Origin of the sequence: Aeribacillus sp. FSL W8-0870 (assembly GCF_037963755.1) — a bacterium.
Lineage (GTDB): Bacteria > Bacillota > Bacilli > Bacillales > Aeribacillaceae > Aeribacillus > Aeribacillus composti.
Genome location: NZ_CP150165.1, coordinates 3,356,434 through 3,372,846, shown reverse-complemented (window position 1 = coordinate 3,372,846; position 16,413 = coordinate 3,356,434). Strand labels below are relative to the sequence as shown.

The following is a 16,413-nucleotide window of genomic DNA, read 5'->3' as shown; positions in this document are numbered from 1 at the left end:
GTTAATTGAAGAAGATAAAAACAGAAATATGGAATTCACTAAAACACTTTATTATTACTTGAGCAACGGCAGCAATGTTCATAAAACAGCGCGTGCTATGAATTTTTCTATAAGCGGTTTGCGGTATCGGCTGCAAAAGATAAATGAAATTTTGCAAATCGATATCAATTCTCCCAGCGTAGGCTATCAGATGTTTTTGTCTCTTCGATTCCTCATCTACTGGGGGGAACTAAATATCGACCTAGATTTGCATTTAGATAAAGAGGAGATTGTTGGAGACTGAAAGATGAACAGCTTAAATAGTCAAGGAGACTGGGACGGCACGTGAAATTGCAGCAGCTGCCTATATTGGAGAAATTCCGGATATAAATGGATCATTAAATATTAAGCTTGCTAAAAACATGATTCTTTCAAGCATCTGCTTTTGGTTCTCTAGGAATCAGCCGGTATTTTCTAAATCAAGACGATTATATGTTGGTCAAATGGATGCCTGTACATTTCTTCAACCCATTAGCAGCAAGATTTGCCGAGTCAAGAGGAATGTAAAGAGAAGCTGTCATATGATATGTCTTCATAAATAGAAAAATCAGATATCCGAATCGTTGGCAAAAGTAGAAGAAACCTAAACGAGGTGCATACCATTATGCAGGTTATTGATGAAAAAGTGATTCAATTCGCTGACTGCCTTATAGAAGCGGAAAAAAATAGGAAAGCTGTTGAGCCGCTAACTTCTCTCGATCAAGAAATCACGGTAGAGACTGCATATCAAGTTCAATTAGTAAATATTCAACGGAAAGCTAACACTGGACAACGAATCGTAGGGAAAAAAATAGGATTAACATCCTTGGCGATGCAAAAGCTGCTAGGAGTCAATGAACCGGACTATGGTCATTTATTGGATGAAATGAAGGTGGAAAATAGAGGAGCTCTTCCTTATGAAAAGGTTCTCCAGCCAAAAGTAGAAGCAGAGATCGCCTTTGTTTTAAAGAAAGATTTAATCGGTCCAAGAGTAACAGAGCTGGATGTACTTCAAGCAACAGATTATATCGCTTCAGCCTTAGAAATTGTCGATAGCCGTATCGCCGATTGGAATATAAAATTGCAGGATACGATTGCTGACAATGCTTCTTCAGGTTTTTTTGTATTAGGTGACAAGCAAGTGGCTGTTGATTCTTTAGATTTATCAAGGATAGGAATGGTGTTATATAAAAACGGAGAGGTCATGAACACAGGAACAGGGGCGGCAGCTTTAGGGAATCCAGCTACCTGTGTAGCCTGGCTAGCCAATAAGCTATTTGAATACGGAATAACACTTAATGCAGGAGAGATTATTCTTTCAGGTGCTCTTTCCGCCGCCATCGATGCGGAGCCGGACGATTTTTTTCAAGCCCGTTTTGCTCATTTAGGCGAAGTAAGCGTTCGCTTTTGCTAGCAACAGTTTAAAAAGAGTGATAGAAACGGAGTGATATTCATGACTAAAGTAAACGTCGCTATTCTTGGATCAGGAAATATCGGCACAGATTTAATGTTGAAGCTGGAACGTTCCAATATTTTGCAATTAACAGCTATGATTGGGATTGATCCTGAATCAGATGGTTTGCGCCGTGCGAAAGAAAAAGGGTATACGGTTATCAGCACAGGAATCAAAGGGTTCCTCGAGCAACCGGAACTTGCTGATATCGTCTTTGATGCAACATCAGCTAAAGCGCATATCCGTCATGCAAAGCTGTTAAAGGAAGCGGGTAAGATGGTTCTTGACTTGACTCCTGCAGCTGTCGGAGCACTCGTCATCCCGTCTGTAAATCTCCATGAACAACTCGAAGAAAGGAACGTGAATCTCATTACATGCGGCGGCCAGGCGACCATTCCGATTGTCCACGCAATTAATCGGGTGAGTCGAGTTGATTATGCTGAAATTGTCGCAACCATTGCAAGTAAAAGTGCGGGACCGGGAACAAGGGCAAACATTGATGAGTTTACACAAACGACGGCACGCGGCATTGAAAAAATTGGCGGAGCCAAAAAGGGAAAAGCCATCATCATTTTAAATCCGGCGGAGCCGCCTATTATTATGAGAAATACTGTTTATGCTCTAGTAGAAGAAGCAAGTATGAATGAAAAAGCCATTGTTCAATCGATTTTAGAGATGGTGGAAACGGTCCAATCGTATGTACCGGGATACCGGATACGTACCGATCCAATCATTGATGGGAATAAAATCACTGTCTTCCTTGAAGTAGAAGGAGCAGGCGATTATTTGCCAAAATATTCTGGAAATCTTGATATTATGACGGCTGCTGCGGTAAAGGTTGCGGAAGAATTCGCAAAACATCAATTAGCAGCACAAACGGCGTAGAGGAGGAAAACCGCATGGCAAAAAAACGTGATGTATTAATTACGGAAGTAGCTTTGCGAGACGGGAGTCATGCCATTGCCCATCAATACACAGTCGATCAAGTCGCAAAAATCACCAAAGCTTTAGATGAAGCGAACGTTCCATACATCGAAGTCGCACACGGAGACGGATTGGCCGGTTCTTCTTTGCAGTATGGATTATCTCGCACAAATGAGCTCGAGCTGATTGAGGCCGCCGTGTCGGTTTGCAAGCAATCAAAAATCGCCGTCTTGCTTCTGCCGGGAATCGGCACGATGAAAGATTTAAAACATGCTGCCGAGCTTGGGGCGAAGATGGCGCGGGTTGCAACTCATGTAACAGAAGCAGACGTTTCTGCCCAGCACATTGGGCTGGCAAAAGAGCTTGGAATGGAAACAGTCGGATTTTTAATGATGGCCCACATGGCGCCAGTTGAAAAACTGGTAGAACAAGCAAAGCTGATGGAAAGCTACGGAGCGGATGTCGTTTATGTCGTTGACTCAGCAGGAGCGCTTCTTCCGCATGAAGTCAGGGATAGAATTCGTGCCCTTAAGCAGCATGTAGGAGTGGAAATTGGCTTTCATGGCCATAACAACCTGTCTCTGGCCATGGCGAACAGCTTGGTTGCCATCGAAGAAGGAGCGACCCGCATTGATGGAAGTGTTCGATGTTTGGGAGCAGGGGCAGGGAATACCCAGACGGAAGTGTTGGTAGCTGTGTTGGATCGATTAGGAAAGGAAACCGGTATTGATCTTTATAAAATGATGGATCTTGCAGAAGAAATTGTGGCGCCAATGCTTCCAGCTCCCCAAGAAATTACAAGAGACAGCCTTGTGCTGGGATATGCCGGTGTTTATTCAAGCTTTCTGCTCCACACCAAGCGGATAGCCCAAAAATTAGGGATTGACTCGCGCGATATTTTAGTTGAACTCGGCAAACGCAAAGTAGTTGGCGGTCAAGAAGACATGATTGTAGACGTAGCAACAGAAATTGCGAAGAAGAGAGAAAAATTGCCAGTTTCATAAGGAGGTGTTGGGGCAATGGCAGTAAAAGTTCGTCACTATCGAAAATTTGCTGAATTGTTAAATGAAGCGGAATATGAAAAAAGGGAGATTACTCGCATCACAGAAGATATTTTGGACCTTTCTGTGGAGGAATCATACAAGATACAAAAGGAGCTCATCAAAATCAAAATAAACAGCGGTCATCGCATCATTGGTTCGAAAATGGGGCTGACAAGTCAAGCGAAAATGACGCAAATGAATGTGAAAGAACCGATTTACGGATATCTTTTTGATTATATGTTCGTTCCAAACGGCGGAGTCGTCCATTTGAGCGAATTTATACATCCGAAGGTAGAAGTGGAGATTGCTTTTATTTTAGGTGAGGACTTAGAGGGCCCAAATGTAACGAGAACACAAGTGCTGTCGGCAACAAAATATGTCGCACCGGTCTTAGAAATTATTGATAGCCGCTATAAAGATTTTAAGTTTACGTTGCCGGATGTTGTCGCAGATAACGCTTCTTCGTCAAGAGTTGTAATCGGGAGCACATTGACTCCAATCCACACGTTAAAAATTGATTTAGATTTGATAGGTGCAGCGCTTTATATAAATGGGGAATTAAAAGCTTGCGGAGCTGGTGCAGCGGTATTCAATCATCCGGCAAATTCTGCTGCTGCTTTGGCCAATATGCTGGCGCGCAAAGGAGAGAGATTAAAAGCGGGCGACATGATTTTAACTGGGGGCATCACTGAGGCGATCAATCTAACAGCTGGAGATACAGTAATCGGGCAATTAGATCAACTCGGAGATGTTTCGTTTAGTGTAAAAGAATAAGAATGCGGATGCCTTGCTGGCGGTATATGAGATTTCATCTATAAAATAACATTCCATATTTAAGGAGGAATTTTGATGAATAATATCTTGTCATATGAATATGAGATTCACCTCCCTTCAACCGCAGAAGAGGGAAAGAAGTATCCTGTTGTTTTCGCATTACACGGCATAGGGTATGACGAACAATACATGCTTTCATTAGTGGAAGATTTAAAAGAGGAATTTATTTTAATAGGCATTAGAGGTGATCTTCCATATGAAGATGGATATGCATATTATTATTTGAAAGAATATGGAAATCCAGAACGAAAATTGTTCGATATTAGTGTAAATAAATTAAAGAACTTTATTGAAGCTGCACTAAAAAAATATCCGATTGATTCTGACAAAGTATATTTGATTGGTTTTAGCCAAGGAGCAATCTTAAGTATGACACTCGCTTTAATATTGGGCGAAAAAATAAAAGGGATTGTTGCAATGAATGGATATATACCATCGTTTGTGAAGGAAGAATATCCATTGAAGTCTATCGAGCGGTTGTCTGTGTTTTTAACTCAAGGAGAATCAGATCATATTTTTCCTTTAAACATTGGACAGGAAAACTATGATTATTTGCGCAAACATGCAGCTTCTGTGAAATATACCATTTATCCGGCTGGACATGAAATATCACAAGACAATCAACGAGACATCGTTTCATGGCTGCGTCAGGATGCTTACAACTACGGTCAAAATAAGACGACAAATCTCGCATGATAAAAGGCATCGATTTAATAATATTGGGGGAGGTTGATTATGATAGAAACGGGAAAGTATGCTGATGTGAAAGGAATCAAAACACATTATCACGAGGACGGGAAAGGAGAACCCCTTCTTCTTATTCATGGCTCTGGTCCCGGGGTTTCTGCATGGGCTAATTGGCGTTTAGTATTTCCGCTCCTTTCCCAGCATTTTCATCTTTATGCCCCAGATGTCGTAGGATTTGGTTATACGGAAAGGCCGAAAGATATTCAATATTCCGTGAATGTATGGGTCGAACACATGATTAACTTTGTCGAGACGATGAATCTTGAGAAGGTTTCAATTATTGGAAATTCCATGGGTGGAGCTTTAGCTCTGCATATTGCAAATCGTCGCCCTGATCTTGTTAAGAAGTTAATTTTGATGGGAAGCGCAGGGATTGAATTTCCAATTACAGAGGAACTTGATGCCGTTTGGGGATATACGCCGAGCATTGAAAATATGAAAAAAATTATTGGCATTATGTCAAATGATCCAAGCATGGGGGAAAATGACAACCTGGTCAAAATGCGCTATGAAGCTAGCATTCAGGAAGGTTTTCAAGAATCGTATTCCGCCATGTTTCCGCCGCCTAGACAAAAACATGTGAATGCTTTGGCGCTTACAGAGGAACAATTGCGGGCAATAGAAATTCCGGTTTTACTCGTTCACGGAAGAGAAGACCGGGTGATCCCATTGGACAAAACAAGCTGGAAATTATCTCAAATTGTTCCTGACGCCCAACTTCATGTCTTTCCAAATTGCGGCCATTGGGTGCAAATTGAAAAAACAGAATTTTTTGCAGGTCAAGTAATAGAATTTTTGAATAAATAAGCGGATTTTTTACGTACTGCTTCCTGCTTTCAATATGTGCAAAAACCATTTTTTCTTTTCTTAACGTAATCAGAATTCGTTTAATTTAGCGAGGGGATGCTGATGATCACCGTTTGTAAAAAACATATTAAGAACGGAATAAACTTACTCAACACACCGCACGTACAAAAATTATCGCAGAAATATTGGGAGCATGAATGTATTTTTTGTGATGAACCAGCTCATTTTAAACTTTTTTATAGTACGCCTTACAGTACGTCCTATCGAAAATTCCTTTCCTTAAACAAAAATCATTCGTCGCTTACTGGTTAATTCTGAATTTAAAATAGAATCTTTTTGTTTTTAAGCCCGCGCCGGGTTTCGTTTGCTGGCTGCCCTCTGCCTATGGCAGTTTGGCTAGAGCATTCGAAGTCCGGCGTTTTAATTTATCTAAAAAACTCAATACAGGCTGAGCAGTTAATTTAAGTAAGAGAGAAGCTTTGATTCTTTAATAAAATTTTAATCTCCGTTCGATATATGAATTTGGAGATAAGCGAGATTCCCTTTTGCAGTGTCTCTGCAATATAACCCCAAATATACGCAGAGCGATTAGTCTCATCTATTTCCATTTCCATATGCGTTTACATCAGTTGAGATTAAGAAAATATGATGTCAAAAACGGTACAGTGCGCTTTTAGCATTTGGAAAGAAAAATAAATTACAAACTCTAAATTAACTAGTGTTACTCTAATGGCTTCAAGCAACAACAGAGTTTTTAATAAATTCATAGTTTTCAATTGATTAGGTTTTCTTAACAAAAACAAGATAGGCTGTAATCTTATTTTCCATAATGATTTTTAAAAATCTATTTCTCAATTTGAGCCTGTCGGCTTTAAAATATTTCTATAATAATTATTATAATTTCTATTGATTTTATGGGTATTTGCTGTTATATTATTAAAAAATGAAAATTAATTATCAATTATTGATAATTATCGAGTTTCAAATGAAGTAAGGGGGGATGAAAATGGAAGCCATACGAGCTGCAAGGGGTCCCCAGCTTCGTTGTAAAGGATGGCGGCAGGAAGCCCTATTGCGATTATTAGAAAATGTGCTAGAGAATGGGGAAAATCCTAAAGAGCTTGTCGTATATGCCGCATTAGGAAAAGCCGCTCGAAATAGGGGATCATATCAAGCGATTGTCGAGGCATTAAAAAATTTAGAGGAACATGAAACTTTAGTAATTCAGTCTGGTAAACCGATTGGTATTTTCAAGACACATGCTTATGCTCCGCTAGTCGTTATGGCGAACTGTAATTTAGTAGGGAAATGGGCAAATAGCGAAAATTTCTATGAACTTCAAGAGAAAGGATTGATTGCCTGGGGAGGTTTAACGGCTGGAGCCTGGCAGTATATCGGTTCTCAAGGGGTTATTCAAGGAACTTATGAAATATTCGCCACTATTGCTCGCAAGTATTTTCACGGCAGTTTGGCTGGCCGCTTTATTTTAACGGCTGGTTTAGGAGGAATGGGAGGTGCACAGCCGCTCGCAGGTGTAATGGCCAACGCAGCCATCTTGTGTGTAGAAGTGGATGAAGATCGAATTGATAGACGAATAGAAACAGGATATTTGCAAAAGAAAACACACAGTTTGGATGAAGCGCTGCAATGGATTGACCAAGCGAAAAGAGATAAAAAGAGTTTATCTGTTGGATTGGTTGGCAATGCCGCCCAAGTTTATCCGGAAATTTTAAAACGGGGAATCATCCCTGATATTGTGACTGATCAAACATCCGCTCACGATCTTGTGTATGGCTATATCCCGGAAAACTATACGATCGAGGAAGTACATGAAGCAAGAAAGCTAAACCCGAAAAAGCTGGCTGCTGATGCTCGCAAATCTATAGCAAAAGAAGTTCGGGCTATGCTGGAATTTAAGCGGCGCGGCGCCATTGTTTTTGATAACGGGAATAACATCCGGACACAGGCATCACAAGAAGGTGTTCATGATGCGTTCGAAATTGACATTTTCACCGAAGCATTTTTACGTCCATTATTTAGTCGAGCAATTGGACCATTTCGTTGGATTGCTTTGTCGGGGGATCCAGAAGACATTTACAAAATAGATGACTATATTCTTGAACACTTTCCTGACAATGAAATTGCGACCAATTGGATTAGGCTGGCCAAAGAGTATGTTCCATTTCAAGGATTGCCGGCGCGTATCGGTTGGTTTGGCCACGGAGATCGTACAAAACTGGCAACAGCAGTCAATGAAATGGTGCAAAAAGGCCAATTGAGCGGTCCGATTGCATTTACTCGTGACCATCTCGATGCTGCATCGATGGCTCACCCGAATATTATGACGGAACGAATGAAAGATGGAAGTGATGCAATTGCTGATTGGCCGCTTCTGAACGCTATGCTGAATTGCTCTTCAATGGCGGATTTAGTCGCTATTCATTCAGGCGGAGGTGGCTATACCGGTTATATGACAAGCGCCGGTGTAACGATAGTAGCCGACGGTACTGAGCAAGCAAGCATGAGATTAAATCTTACGCTTGATAATGATACAGGACTCGGTGTTTTACGTTATGCTGATGCAGGATATGAAGAAGCATTGGATGAGGTTGAGAAAAAAGGATTGCGGAGAATTGACATAAAGTAGTGATCAGCAACAGATAAATAGATAAGGAGGAATGATGGTTGTGCGTCAATTAACGAAAGACGACGTATTGGCCGCTGTAAAAGGAGGATCAGTCTTTGCTTCCGGCGGCGGCGGTTGGGTTGATCATGGTCTGGAAATTGGCATGGCGGCCATTGCAGTAGGAAAGCCGAAGTTAGTTTCTGTCGATGAATTGCAGGATGATGACATTATTGTCACTGCAACTGCCATCGGTGCTCCAGCGGGAACAACTGATTGGCAAATGCTTGGAAAAGATTATATAAAAGCAGTGCAGCTTGTACAAGAAAACTATAATGGAAAAGTTGTCGGTTTGATGACCCCGCAAAACGGAATGTCCAGCAGCATTAATGGTTGGCTTCCAGCCGCAGCACTTGATTTGGTTGTGGTTGATGCTACTGGGGATATGCGTGCTCATCCGACTGGTAAGATGGGGGCAATGGGGCTTGCTGGACGTTTGGATTTTGAAACGGTGCAGGCCGTTGCCGGAGGAAAACCAGAAACTGGATCGTACATTGAGTTAGTAGTCAAAGGGACGCCTGCGAAAACATCAAATATTTTGCGGACAGCATCAGATATGTCTGGAGGATTTATCGCTTGCGCGCGGCATCCTGTACCTGCTAGTTATGTGAAGCAGCATGCGGCTATCGGCGGCATAAGCCGAGCGTTAGAGCTTGGGTACGCGATTATGAATGCGGAACCGAAGGGGGCTGAAGCGGTAATAGAAACGATTTGTCAGACGACAAAAGGATATATTGTTGGAAGCGGAAAAGTGGTCAAAAAAGATGTCCATTACAAAGGCGCCTTTGATATCGGAACAATTTTGGTTGAAGGAGAGGGGAAAAAACTCACCCTTCATGTCATGAATGAGTATATGGCTGTAGATGACGAAAGAGGCAACAGGTTGACAACATATCCAGACGTCATTACAACACTCAATCCAAATACAGGGGAACCTGTCAGCGTTGGACATGTAGAAGAAGGAATGGACATCATTGTATTTAGCATTAACAAATCCAATATTCCATTGAGTTCTAGCGTGAAGGATCCTTTAGTTTACCCAGAGGTTGAGCAAGCATTAGGTATCAGCATTGCTGATTATGCTTTGGCAACTGATGAGAGTTAAGACAAAGCAGTTGGAAGGTGTAGTGAATGTCGCTAAATGGTTCGCAAACGTTAAAAAAAGCGTTAGACATTTTATTTGTCCTAGGAGAAGCAGAAACACCATTATCTGTAAGTGAAATTGCTCAACGAGCCTCAATTCCGGAGAGCACTGTCTATCGTTTATTGCAAACGTTAGAGAATAACGGAATTATTGAGAGGAAATCTAAAGGACAAATAACTCTTGGGTTACGCATTCTAGAATTAGCCCGCAGTCTAACGCAACAAATGGATCGTTATTTAAACGTAATTGCACGTCCGATAATGGAGAAAATTACTGAGAAAACGAATGAAACATCGATTCTAGCAGTTCGTTCAGGGATTGAAGTAATTTGTATAGAAAGTATCGCAAGCTCGCGCTTAATTCGATTTGCCATTGAGAATGGAAGATTGCTGCCTCTTCATCGGGGGGCATCTGGAAAAATTATTCTCGCATATGAAAATGAAAAAATAGTAGAACAAGTATTGCAAAAACTTTCGAGTGAGCAGGAGAAGAAGCAGCTCATTTCTGAATTAGAAAAAATTAGGAAGCAAGGGTACTGTATAACGATAGGAGAAGTAGATTCGGACATTTGCGGAATTTCAGCGCCTATCTTCAATTACCAGGGACGAGTTGTAGCGAGTTTGACTGTCGCAGGGCCTGCTGATCGGATTGACTTAGAAGCAAGAGAGAACATCGTTAGTGTAATAACGGATGCTGCTCATCAAGTATCGCAAAAATTTATCGAAACAGCTACTTTTTGATCATGGTCAGGAAGAGGGAGTGCAAATGGAGCAGAAAGTGTATGATCTCGTAATTGAGGGAAATATCGTGCTCCCTGATCGGGTGCTATATAATGGTTCAGTTGCTATCAAAGATGGAAAGATCGCATCTGTTTCTAAAATCAGCCATGAACGGAGATCACATAAAGTTTTGAAAGCTCATGGAAAATATGTTCTTCCAGGAGCGATTGACGCTCATGTTCATAGCTACAGCGCTTTGACAGAAGGCTTTACAGCCGCCACCCGCTCTGCTGCTGCAGGGGGAGTAACCACGATTATCGAAATGCCATATGATGCTGATCAACTTATATGCACAAAAGAAAGATATGCCGCAAAAAAACAAAAGCTATCCCAAGAGGCAGTAGTGGATGTAGCGATGCTGGCAACGATTAAACCGAAAAACGGGCTTGATCAAATTCCTCTTCTTGCTGAAGAAGGAGCATGCGGCTTCAAAGTTTCTATGTTTAATACGGATTCTGTCCGTTTTCCACGCATTGATGACGGTGAGCTGTTGGAAGCTTTTTCTCTCATAGCGAAAACCGGTTGTCCAGTTGGTGTTCATGCAGAAACGGACGAAATTGTTAGAAAATATATAGAAAAATACAAACAAAAAGGAGAGACAGACCCACGCGCTCATTGCTGGAGTCGTCCGAAAGTCGCAGAGTCTACCGCGGTTTTAACGGCGTTAGAACTAGCTTACTGGACTGGAGTTCACTTACACATATATCACTGTACGTTTCCGCGCATTTTTGAGCTGGTTCAATGGTTCCGCCAACAAGGCACTAAAGTGACCGCAGAGACGTGCACTCACTATTTGATTTTATCCGAAGAAGACATGCCTTCCTTGCACGCAAGGGGAAAAATAAATCCGCCGTTGCGGACAAAGGAAGATGTGGAACAATTATGGATTCAGCTTTCACAAGGAATGATCGATTTGGTCACTTCAGATCACGCTCCTTGGACGATTGACCGAAAAAATCATGCGGATATTTTCCAAAACTCATCAGGAGCCCCGGGAGTTGAAACGCTGTTGCCGCTGCTTTACAGCGAAGGGGTTGCAAAAGGAAGAATATCTATGCTTACGCTTGTCCATCTACTTAGTGAGAATCCAGCCAAGACGTTTGGTTTATCGCACTGTAAAGGAAGGATAGAGGAAGGGATGGATGCTGATTTAGTGGTATTAGATCCCAACCAAAGCTGGGTATTAAATGAGTCTGAGCTGCACTCTCATGCCGGATGGAGTCCTTATCACGGTTTTACTGTTCAAGGGAAAATTATTAACACATTTGTAAGAGGAAAGCTTGTATATGATGGAAAAGTCATCGGAAATCCAGGTGATGGCAAGTTCATCCACGCAGAGCACGATGCGGTTAAAAAATCATTGCAAAGTGATACAGTGAGGTGCTCTGTTCAATGAGAGTCAATACTGAGCGTTTGAAAGAAGATATTGAAGCTTTGGCTAATTTTGTCGACAAAAGTCAGATTGGTTGGACAAGAAGGGCCTTTACACCGATTTATGAAGATGCAAGGGGCTGGCTCAAGGATAAAATGAAATCATTAAATTTAGAGGTTAATATTGATGCCGCAGCCAATGTGATTGGAACTCTTCCCGGAAAAGAAAAGCATCTTCCTGTCATCATGATCGGTTCTCATATTGATACCGTCAAAGGCGGCGGAAGATTTGACGGCATCATCGGGGTTGTCGCCGGTCTAGAGATTGTTCGGTTGCTTAAAGAAAATGGAATACAGCTGCGTCATCCGTTGCAAGTGGTTGATTTTACAGCGGAAGAACCAAGTGAGTTTGGCATTTCAACGATCGGCAGCCGAGGAATGGTGAATAATTTGCCGGAAACAATGCTGTTTAGGAAAGATTTGCAAGGAATTACGCTGCGGGAAGCATTAAAGCGATCTGGAGGAAATCCAGAGCGATTGACGCTTGAAGCGCGTAAACCGGGAGATGTAGCTCTATATTTAGAGTTGCACATTGAACAAGGTCCGGTGCTTGAGCAGACAAACCATCAGCTTGGCGTTGTTCGAGGCATTGCAGGTATTCAGCGTTATCGCCTCACTGTTGAAGGAGAACCGAATCATGCTGGAACAACACCTATGAACCTAAGAAAAGATGCGCTTACTGCAGCTGCTGAGATCATTCTTTGTTTCGAACAGCTTTGCCAGGAAACCTACCAGGAAGAAGTTGTAGGAACCGTTGGAAAACTCATGAATGAACCGAATGCAGCGAATGTCATACCAGGAAAGGTGACTTGCGAACTGGAGATTCGCTCGCTGGATAAAGATATTCAAGACATGATCATAACTCAGCTCCATCATGCTGCCTTGCAAATTTCAAAGCGACGCGGGGTTTCTGTTCAATTTGACTGCTTGTCACAATCAGAACCGATTCTTGTACAAAATAATGTCCGCAGTGTAATTGAGCAGGCATGCAAAGAGGTGGCACCCACAATGTTTTTATCGAGCGGTGCCGGCCATGATGCCAATCAAATAGCTCGTATTGCTCCAATCGGTATGATCTTTGTGCCGAGTAAAAACGGCAGAAGCCACTGTCCTGAAGAATGGACTGATTATGAAGATGTCGCTTTAGGTGTGCAAGCATTGTTGAAGGCGTTGCTGCTGTTTGACCAGCAGCTGGACTGAAATGCCGGTAAAAAAATGAAAAAACGAAAGTGTGGATAGGGATGGAGTACTTAAAAGACACCGTGACCTATATTTTTGAAAATTCAGATCGTTTTTTGGAGGCTTTGCAGGTTCATTTGGGGCTTAGTTTTATCGCGTTATTGATATCAATGTTAATTTGTATTCCATTGGGGATCGTATGTGCCAAAAAGCCAAAGCTTTCAGGATTGATTATGAATGTATTCAATTCTTTACGAGTTATTCCTAGCTTGGCTATTATTGTGATCATATTGCCAATCATGGGAATGGGATTTTATCCAGCATTAATCGCTTTGATCATTCTGGCATGTCCGCCGATTACGATCAATACCTTTTTAGGATTTCGAGGAATTGATTCTTCCATTATTGAAGCTGCGTCTGGTATGGGAATGGACAGCAAACAAATTTTGACCAAAATAGAAATTCCTCTCGCTCTTCCAGTCATCATTGCTGGCTGTCGAACAGCTGCAGTCGAGATTATTGCTAGCGCAACCTTAGCTGCCTTTATTGGCGGCGGAGGATTAGGAACATTCATTGTTAACGGAATGGGAATGTATAACATTCCTCTGTTGCTAGTCGGAGCATTGCCAGTTGCTTTTTTGGCTATCTGTTCCGAAGTTTGCTTCGCAGCGGTAGAGCGTTTGGTCACGCGCTATCAAAGGGATTAGAGGAAAACATAGGTTAATTGATCTGAATATTATTTATTTTACTTTCTGTTATGAAAATAGGAGGAGTTATCATGAAAAAAAGACTTATTCTTTTATTTACTTTAGTCGTTTTACTAATATCCACGGCTGCTTGCGGCGGTCAAAAAGAATCGGAAAACACAAGTGATAAAAATGAGACGACTATCAAAGTTGGATCGAAAAACTTTACAGAATCGCTTATTTTAGGAGAGATTTATTCTCTAGCTTTGGAGGAAGCTGGTTATAAAGTTGAAAGAAAATTAAATTTAGGCGGTACAATGGTTGCTCATACAGCATTGAAAGAGGGAGAAATTGATATGTATCCGGAATATACGGGTACAGGGCTAATCAATATTTTACAAGAAAAACCTATGTCTGATCCGCAAAAAGTATATGATCTTGTATCCCAAAAATATAAAGAGAAGTTTAATCTTGTTTGGCTAGAACCAACAGATGTAAACAACTCCCAAGCTTTAGTCACGACAAAAAAAGTAGCAGAAAAGTACGGAGTAACGACTTTGTCGAAATTGGCGGAAGTCGCTCCAAAATTAAGACTGGCGGCAGTTCCAGAATTTGAAGAACGCGATGACGGTTTAAAAGGTTTGCAAAAATTTTACGGCGGGTTTCAGTTTAAATCGGTGCAATTATTTGACTACGGAATTAAATATCGCGTAATCCTTAATGATGAAGCGGATGTGACAGTCGGATTTACGACTGACGGCGATTTGACTAATGAGGAATTGGTACTGCTTGAGGACGACAAAAAGTTTTGGCCTCCATATTATGTAGCACCTGTCATTCGTGAAGAAACTTTGGAAAAAGATCCGAAAATTGAGGAAGTGCTGAATAAAGTTTCCAAACACTTGAATAATAAGGTTGTGCAAAATTTGAATGCCGAGGTTGATATTCAAAAACGTGAATACACTGAAGTAGCAAAAGAGTTCCTTGAAGAAAAAGGCATTATTAAAAAGTAATTATGCCTAAATCCGAGTGAAACCAGGAACTTTCAAAGGCGGTGGTTTCGTGTCAAACATAATTATTCAGTTTGATAAGGTGAGCAAGACGTTCCCCAAAGCCAGCAAACCTTCTGTCTATGAAACGAGCTTATCAATAGAAGAAGGAAGCTTCATCACCATTTTGGGAACATCGGGATCAGGAAAGACGACATTATTAAAAATGATAAACAGAATTCATGAGCCTTCATCAGGAAAAATTTTTGTTCAAGGAGAAGATATTACAAAAGTTCCAGTGACACAACTTAGGCGTAAAATAGGGTATGTCATTCAGCAAATCGGTCTGTTTCCTCATATGACTGTCAAAGAAAATATAGCGACAGTGCCGAGAATTTTGAAATGGGATGGAGAAAAGATCAACGAGCGCGTAGATTTTCTTTTAAGGCTTGTTCATCTGCCGCCTGAGGATTTTCGTGATCGATATCCAAGACAATTGTCTGGAGGGCAGCAACAGCGAGTGGGGATTGCCAGAGCGATGGCTAGTGATCCAGATATTTTATTAATGGATGAACCTTTTGGTGCAATTGACGCCATTACCCGTTCCAGTTTACAGGATGAACTGCTGGCAATTCAAAAAAAGATGCGCAAAACGATTCTTTTTGTGACACATGATATTGAGGAGGCGCTCAAGCTAGGGGACAAAATTATTGTGATGAATGAAGGAAAAGTCCAGCAATTTGATACGCCGATTAACATCCTTATGAACCCAGCTAATGAATTTGTCAGCCAACTTGTTAAATCAGACGATGTTTTCCAATTACTTTCTTTTTTGAAGGCAGAAAAAGCAATGGTTCCGTTGCAAGGGGAAATGCATGAAAAAAGTGTGGAAGTTTCAACGGAAACAAATCTTAAAACGGTTCTTTCTCTGTTGCTGAAAAAGGATTTAGACAATGTGGTTGTCGTCGACAATCAAAACAAACCTGTAGGACAAATTGGTCTGGAGCAATTGAAAATAAAGGATCAGGATTCCTTATATTCGGTAAGCAGGTGAAGCCTATGGTAAATTATATTACTAATTATTATGACACTATTTTGGCGCTGTTTCTTGATCACCTTCGCTTGACGTTTGGTGCGCTGGCAATTGCCCTATTATTTGCTCTTCCAGTAGGTTATCTTTTGACTCGCTGGAAGAGTCTTTCTGTACTGGTATTGTCAATATTGGGAATTATTTATGTTATTCCCAGCATGGCATTTTTTGCTTTGCTCATTCCTTTTTTAGGATTGGGCATGAAGCCGGCTATCTTTGCGCTTGTCGCTTACAGTCAGCTGATTTTGGTGCGTAATGTAATGGTTGGTTTTCAATCAATTGATCAAGCGATTATTGAGGCGGGTAAGGGAATGGGGCTTAATTGGTTTCATTTATTTTGGAAAATAGAGTTGCCTCTAGCGTTGCCAATTATTCTTGGCGGCGTACGGATTGCAGCTGTTGCGATTATTGGCATTGGAACGATTGCAGCATGGATAAACGCCGGCGGCTTAGGAGTTCTTTTATTTGAAGGTCTTTACCAAAATTCAACTCATAAGATTATCATTGGGACTATACTCGTTTCCACCTTAGCGCTCATAACGAACTATATTTTGTTAAGACTTGAGAACCGTTTGGCATTAAAAGCGAAAGGGCAGCTATAAAACA

Annotated in this window: 16 protein-coding genes; all 16 read left to right on the top strand. The window is 41.3% G+C overall.

From position 1 onward, the window contains the following. Positions 1-28: 28 nt before the first annotated feature. The 16 genes from NSU02_RS16400 (at position 29) to NSU02_RS16325 (ending at position 16,409) form a co-directional block, all read left to right on the top strand. Positions 29-283, top strand: a complete 255-nt coding sequence (locus NSU02_RS16400) for a helix-turn-helix domain-containing protein (protein ID WP_339193312.1) — start codon at positions 29-31, stop codon at positions 281-283. 360 nt (positions 284-643) lie between these two features. Then, on the top strand, positions 644-1,432 hold the full coding sequence (locus NSU02_RS16395; RefSeq protein ID WP_339193311.1) for a 2-keto-4-pentenoate hydratase: 789 nt from the start codon (positions 644-646) through the stop codon (positions 1,430-1,432). Between the two features lie 39 nt (positions 1,433-1,471). Continuing rightward, a complete protein-coding gene (locus NSU02_RS16390; protein ID WP_327873247.1) occupies positions 1,472-2,356 on the top strand; it encodes an acetaldehyde dehydrogenase (acetylating) in 885 nt (294 codons plus the stop codon). A 14-nt stretch (positions 2,357-2,370) separates the two neighbouring features. Beyond that, positions 2,371-3,399, top strand: coding sequence for a 4-hydroxy-2-oxovalerate aldolase (gene dmpG / locus NSU02_RS16385; protein WP_339193310.1), 1,029 nt, complete (start codon positions 2,371-2,373; stop codon positions 3,397-3,399). A gap of 15 nt (positions 3,400-3,414) precedes the next feature. After that, a complete protein-coding gene (locus NSU02_RS16380; RefSeq protein WP_339193309.1) occupies positions 3,415-4,212 on the top strand; it encodes a fumarylacetoacetate hydrolase family protein in 798 nt (265 codons plus the stop codon). A gap of 75 nt (positions 4,213-4,287) precedes the next feature. Then, positions 4,288-4,968 (top strand): alpha/beta hydrolase-fold protein, encoded by a 681-nt coding sequence (locus NSU02_RS16375; RefSeq protein WP_144598166.1) that lies wholly within the window; start codon positions 4,288-4,290, stop codon positions 4,966-4,968. 39 nt (positions 4,969-5,007) lie between these two features. Continuing rightward, positions 5,008-5,826, top strand: coding sequence for an alpha/beta hydrolase (locus NSU02_RS16370; protein ID WP_339193308.1), 819 nt, complete (start codon positions 5,008-5,010; stop codon positions 5,824-5,826). Positions 5,827-6,826: 1,000 nt separating this feature from the next. Beyond that, positions 6,827-8,473, top strand: a complete 1,647-nt coding sequence (locus NSU02_RS16365; RefSeq protein WP_339193307.1) for a urocanate hydratase — start codon at positions 6,827-6,829, stop codon at positions 8,471-8,473. Positions 8,474-8,504: 31 nt separating this feature from the next. Then, the gene (locus NSU02_RS16360; RefSeq protein WP_327872932.1) at positions 8,505-9,614 is read left to right on the top strand and encodes a DUF917 domain-containing protein; all 1,110 of its coding nucleotides are present in this window, start codon (positions 8,505-8,507) and stop codon (positions 9,612-9,614) included. Positions 9,615-9,640: 26 nt separating this feature from the next. Continuing rightward, the gene (locus NSU02_RS16355; RefSeq protein ID WP_339193306.1) at positions 9,641-10,393 is read left to right on the top strand and encodes an IclR family transcriptional regulator; all 753 of its coding nucleotides are present in this window, start codon (positions 9,641-9,643) and stop codon (positions 10,391-10,393) included. A gap of 25 nt (positions 10,394-10,418) precedes the next feature. Beyond that, positions 10,419-11,828, top strand: coding sequence for a dihydroorotase family protein (locus NSU02_RS16350; RefSeq protein WP_130157393.1), 1,410 nt, complete (start codon positions 10,419-10,421; stop codon positions 11,826-11,828). Continuing rightward, a complete protein-coding gene (locus NSU02_RS16345; RefSeq protein WP_339193305.1) occupies positions 11,825-13,063 on the top strand; it encodes a Zn-dependent hydrolase in 1,239 nt (412 codons plus the stop codon). Before NSU02_RS16350 ends, NSU02_RS16345 begins: the two co-directional genes overlap by 4 nt. Before the next feature lie 41 nt (positions 13,064-13,104). Beyond that, positions 13,105-13,749 carry an ABC transporter permease gene (locus tag NSU02_RS16340; RefSeq protein ID WP_130157397.1) on the top strand — a complete coding sequence of 215 codons (645 nt, stop codon included), beginning with the start codon at positions 13,105-13,107 and terminating at the stop codon, positions 13,747-13,749. A gap of 71 nt (positions 13,750-13,820) precedes the next feature. Then, entirely contained in the window at positions 13,821-14,741 is a 921-nt protein-coding gene (locus NSU02_RS16335; RefSeq protein ID WP_130157398.1) for a glycine betaine ABC transporter substrate-binding protein, read from the top strand. 49 nt (positions 14,742-14,790) lie between these two features. Beyond that, positions 14,791-15,771 carry an ABC transporter ATP-binding protein gene (locus tag NSU02_RS16330; protein ID WP_339193304.1) on the top strand — a complete coding sequence of 327 codons (981 nt, stop codon included), beginning with the start codon at positions 14,791-14,793 and terminating at the stop codon, positions 15,769-15,771. Between the two features lie 5 nt (positions 15,772-15,776). Beyond that, positions 15,777-16,409, top strand: coding sequence for an ABC transporter permease (locus tag NSU02_RS16325; protein ID WP_130157402.1), 633 nt, complete (start codon positions 15,777-15,779; stop codon positions 16,407-16,409). Positions 16,410-16,413 lie beyond the last annotated feature (4 nt).

Excerpts from the sequence above, each read along its gene's own strand:
- NSU02_RS16400 (WP_339193312.1), top strand. The coding sequence starts at position 29 with ATGGAATTCACTAAAACACTTTATTATTACTTGAGCAACGGCAGCAAT.
- NSU02_RS16395 (WP_339193311.1), top strand. The coding sequence starts at position 644 with ATGCAGGTTATTGATGAAAAAGTGATTCAATTCGCTGACTGCCTTATA.
- NSU02_RS16390 (WP_327873247.1), top strand. The coding sequence starts at position 1,472 with ATGACTAAAGTAAACGTCGCTATTCTTGGATCAGGAAATATCGGCACA.
- dmpG (WP_339193310.1), top strand. The coding sequence starts at position 2,371 with ATGGCAAAAAAACGTGATGTATTAATTACGGAAGTAGCTTTGCGAGAC.
- NSU02_RS16380 (WP_339193309.1), top strand. The coding sequence starts at position 3,415 with ATGGCAGTAAAAGTTCGTCACTATCGAAAATTTGCTGAATTGTTAAAT.
- NSU02_RS16375 (WP_144598166.1), top strand. The coding sequence starts at position 4,288 with ATGAATAATATCTTGTCATATGAATATGAGATTCACCTCCCTTCAACC.
- NSU02_RS16370 (WP_339193308.1), top strand. The coding sequence starts at position 5,008 with ATGATAGAAACGGGAAAGTATGCTGATGTGAAAGGAATCAAAACACAT.
- NSU02_RS16365 (WP_339193307.1), top strand. The coding sequence starts at position 6,827 with ATGAAAATGGAAGCCATACGAGCTGCAAGGGGTCCCCAGCTTCGTTGT.
- NSU02_RS16360 (WP_327872932.1), top strand. The coding sequence starts at position 8,505 with ATGATGGTTGTGCGTCAATTAACGAAAGACGACGTATTGGCCGCTGTA.
- NSU02_RS16355 (WP_339193306.1), top strand. The coding sequence starts at position 9,641 with ATGTCGCTAAATGGTTCGCAAACGTTAAAAAAAGCGTTAGACATTTTA.
- NSU02_RS16350 (WP_130157393.1), top strand. The coding sequence starts at position 10,419 with ATGGAGCAGAAAGTGTATGATCTCGTAATTGAGGGAAATATCGTGCTC.
- NSU02_RS16345 (WP_339193305.1), top strand. The coding sequence starts at position 11,825 with ATGAGAGTCAATACTGAGCGTTTGAAAGAAGATATTGAAGCTTTGGCT.
- NSU02_RS16340 (WP_130157397.1), top strand. The coding sequence starts at position 13,105 with ATGGAGTACTTAAAAGACACCGTGACCTATATTTTTGAAAATTCAGAT.
- NSU02_RS16335 (WP_130157398.1), top strand. The coding sequence starts at position 13,821 with ATGAAAAAAAGACTTATTCTTTTATTTACTTTAGTCGTTTTACTAATA.
- NSU02_RS16325 (WP_130157402.1), top strand. The coding sequence starts at position 15,777 with ATGGTAAATTATATTACTAATTATTATGACACTATTTTGGCGCTGTTT.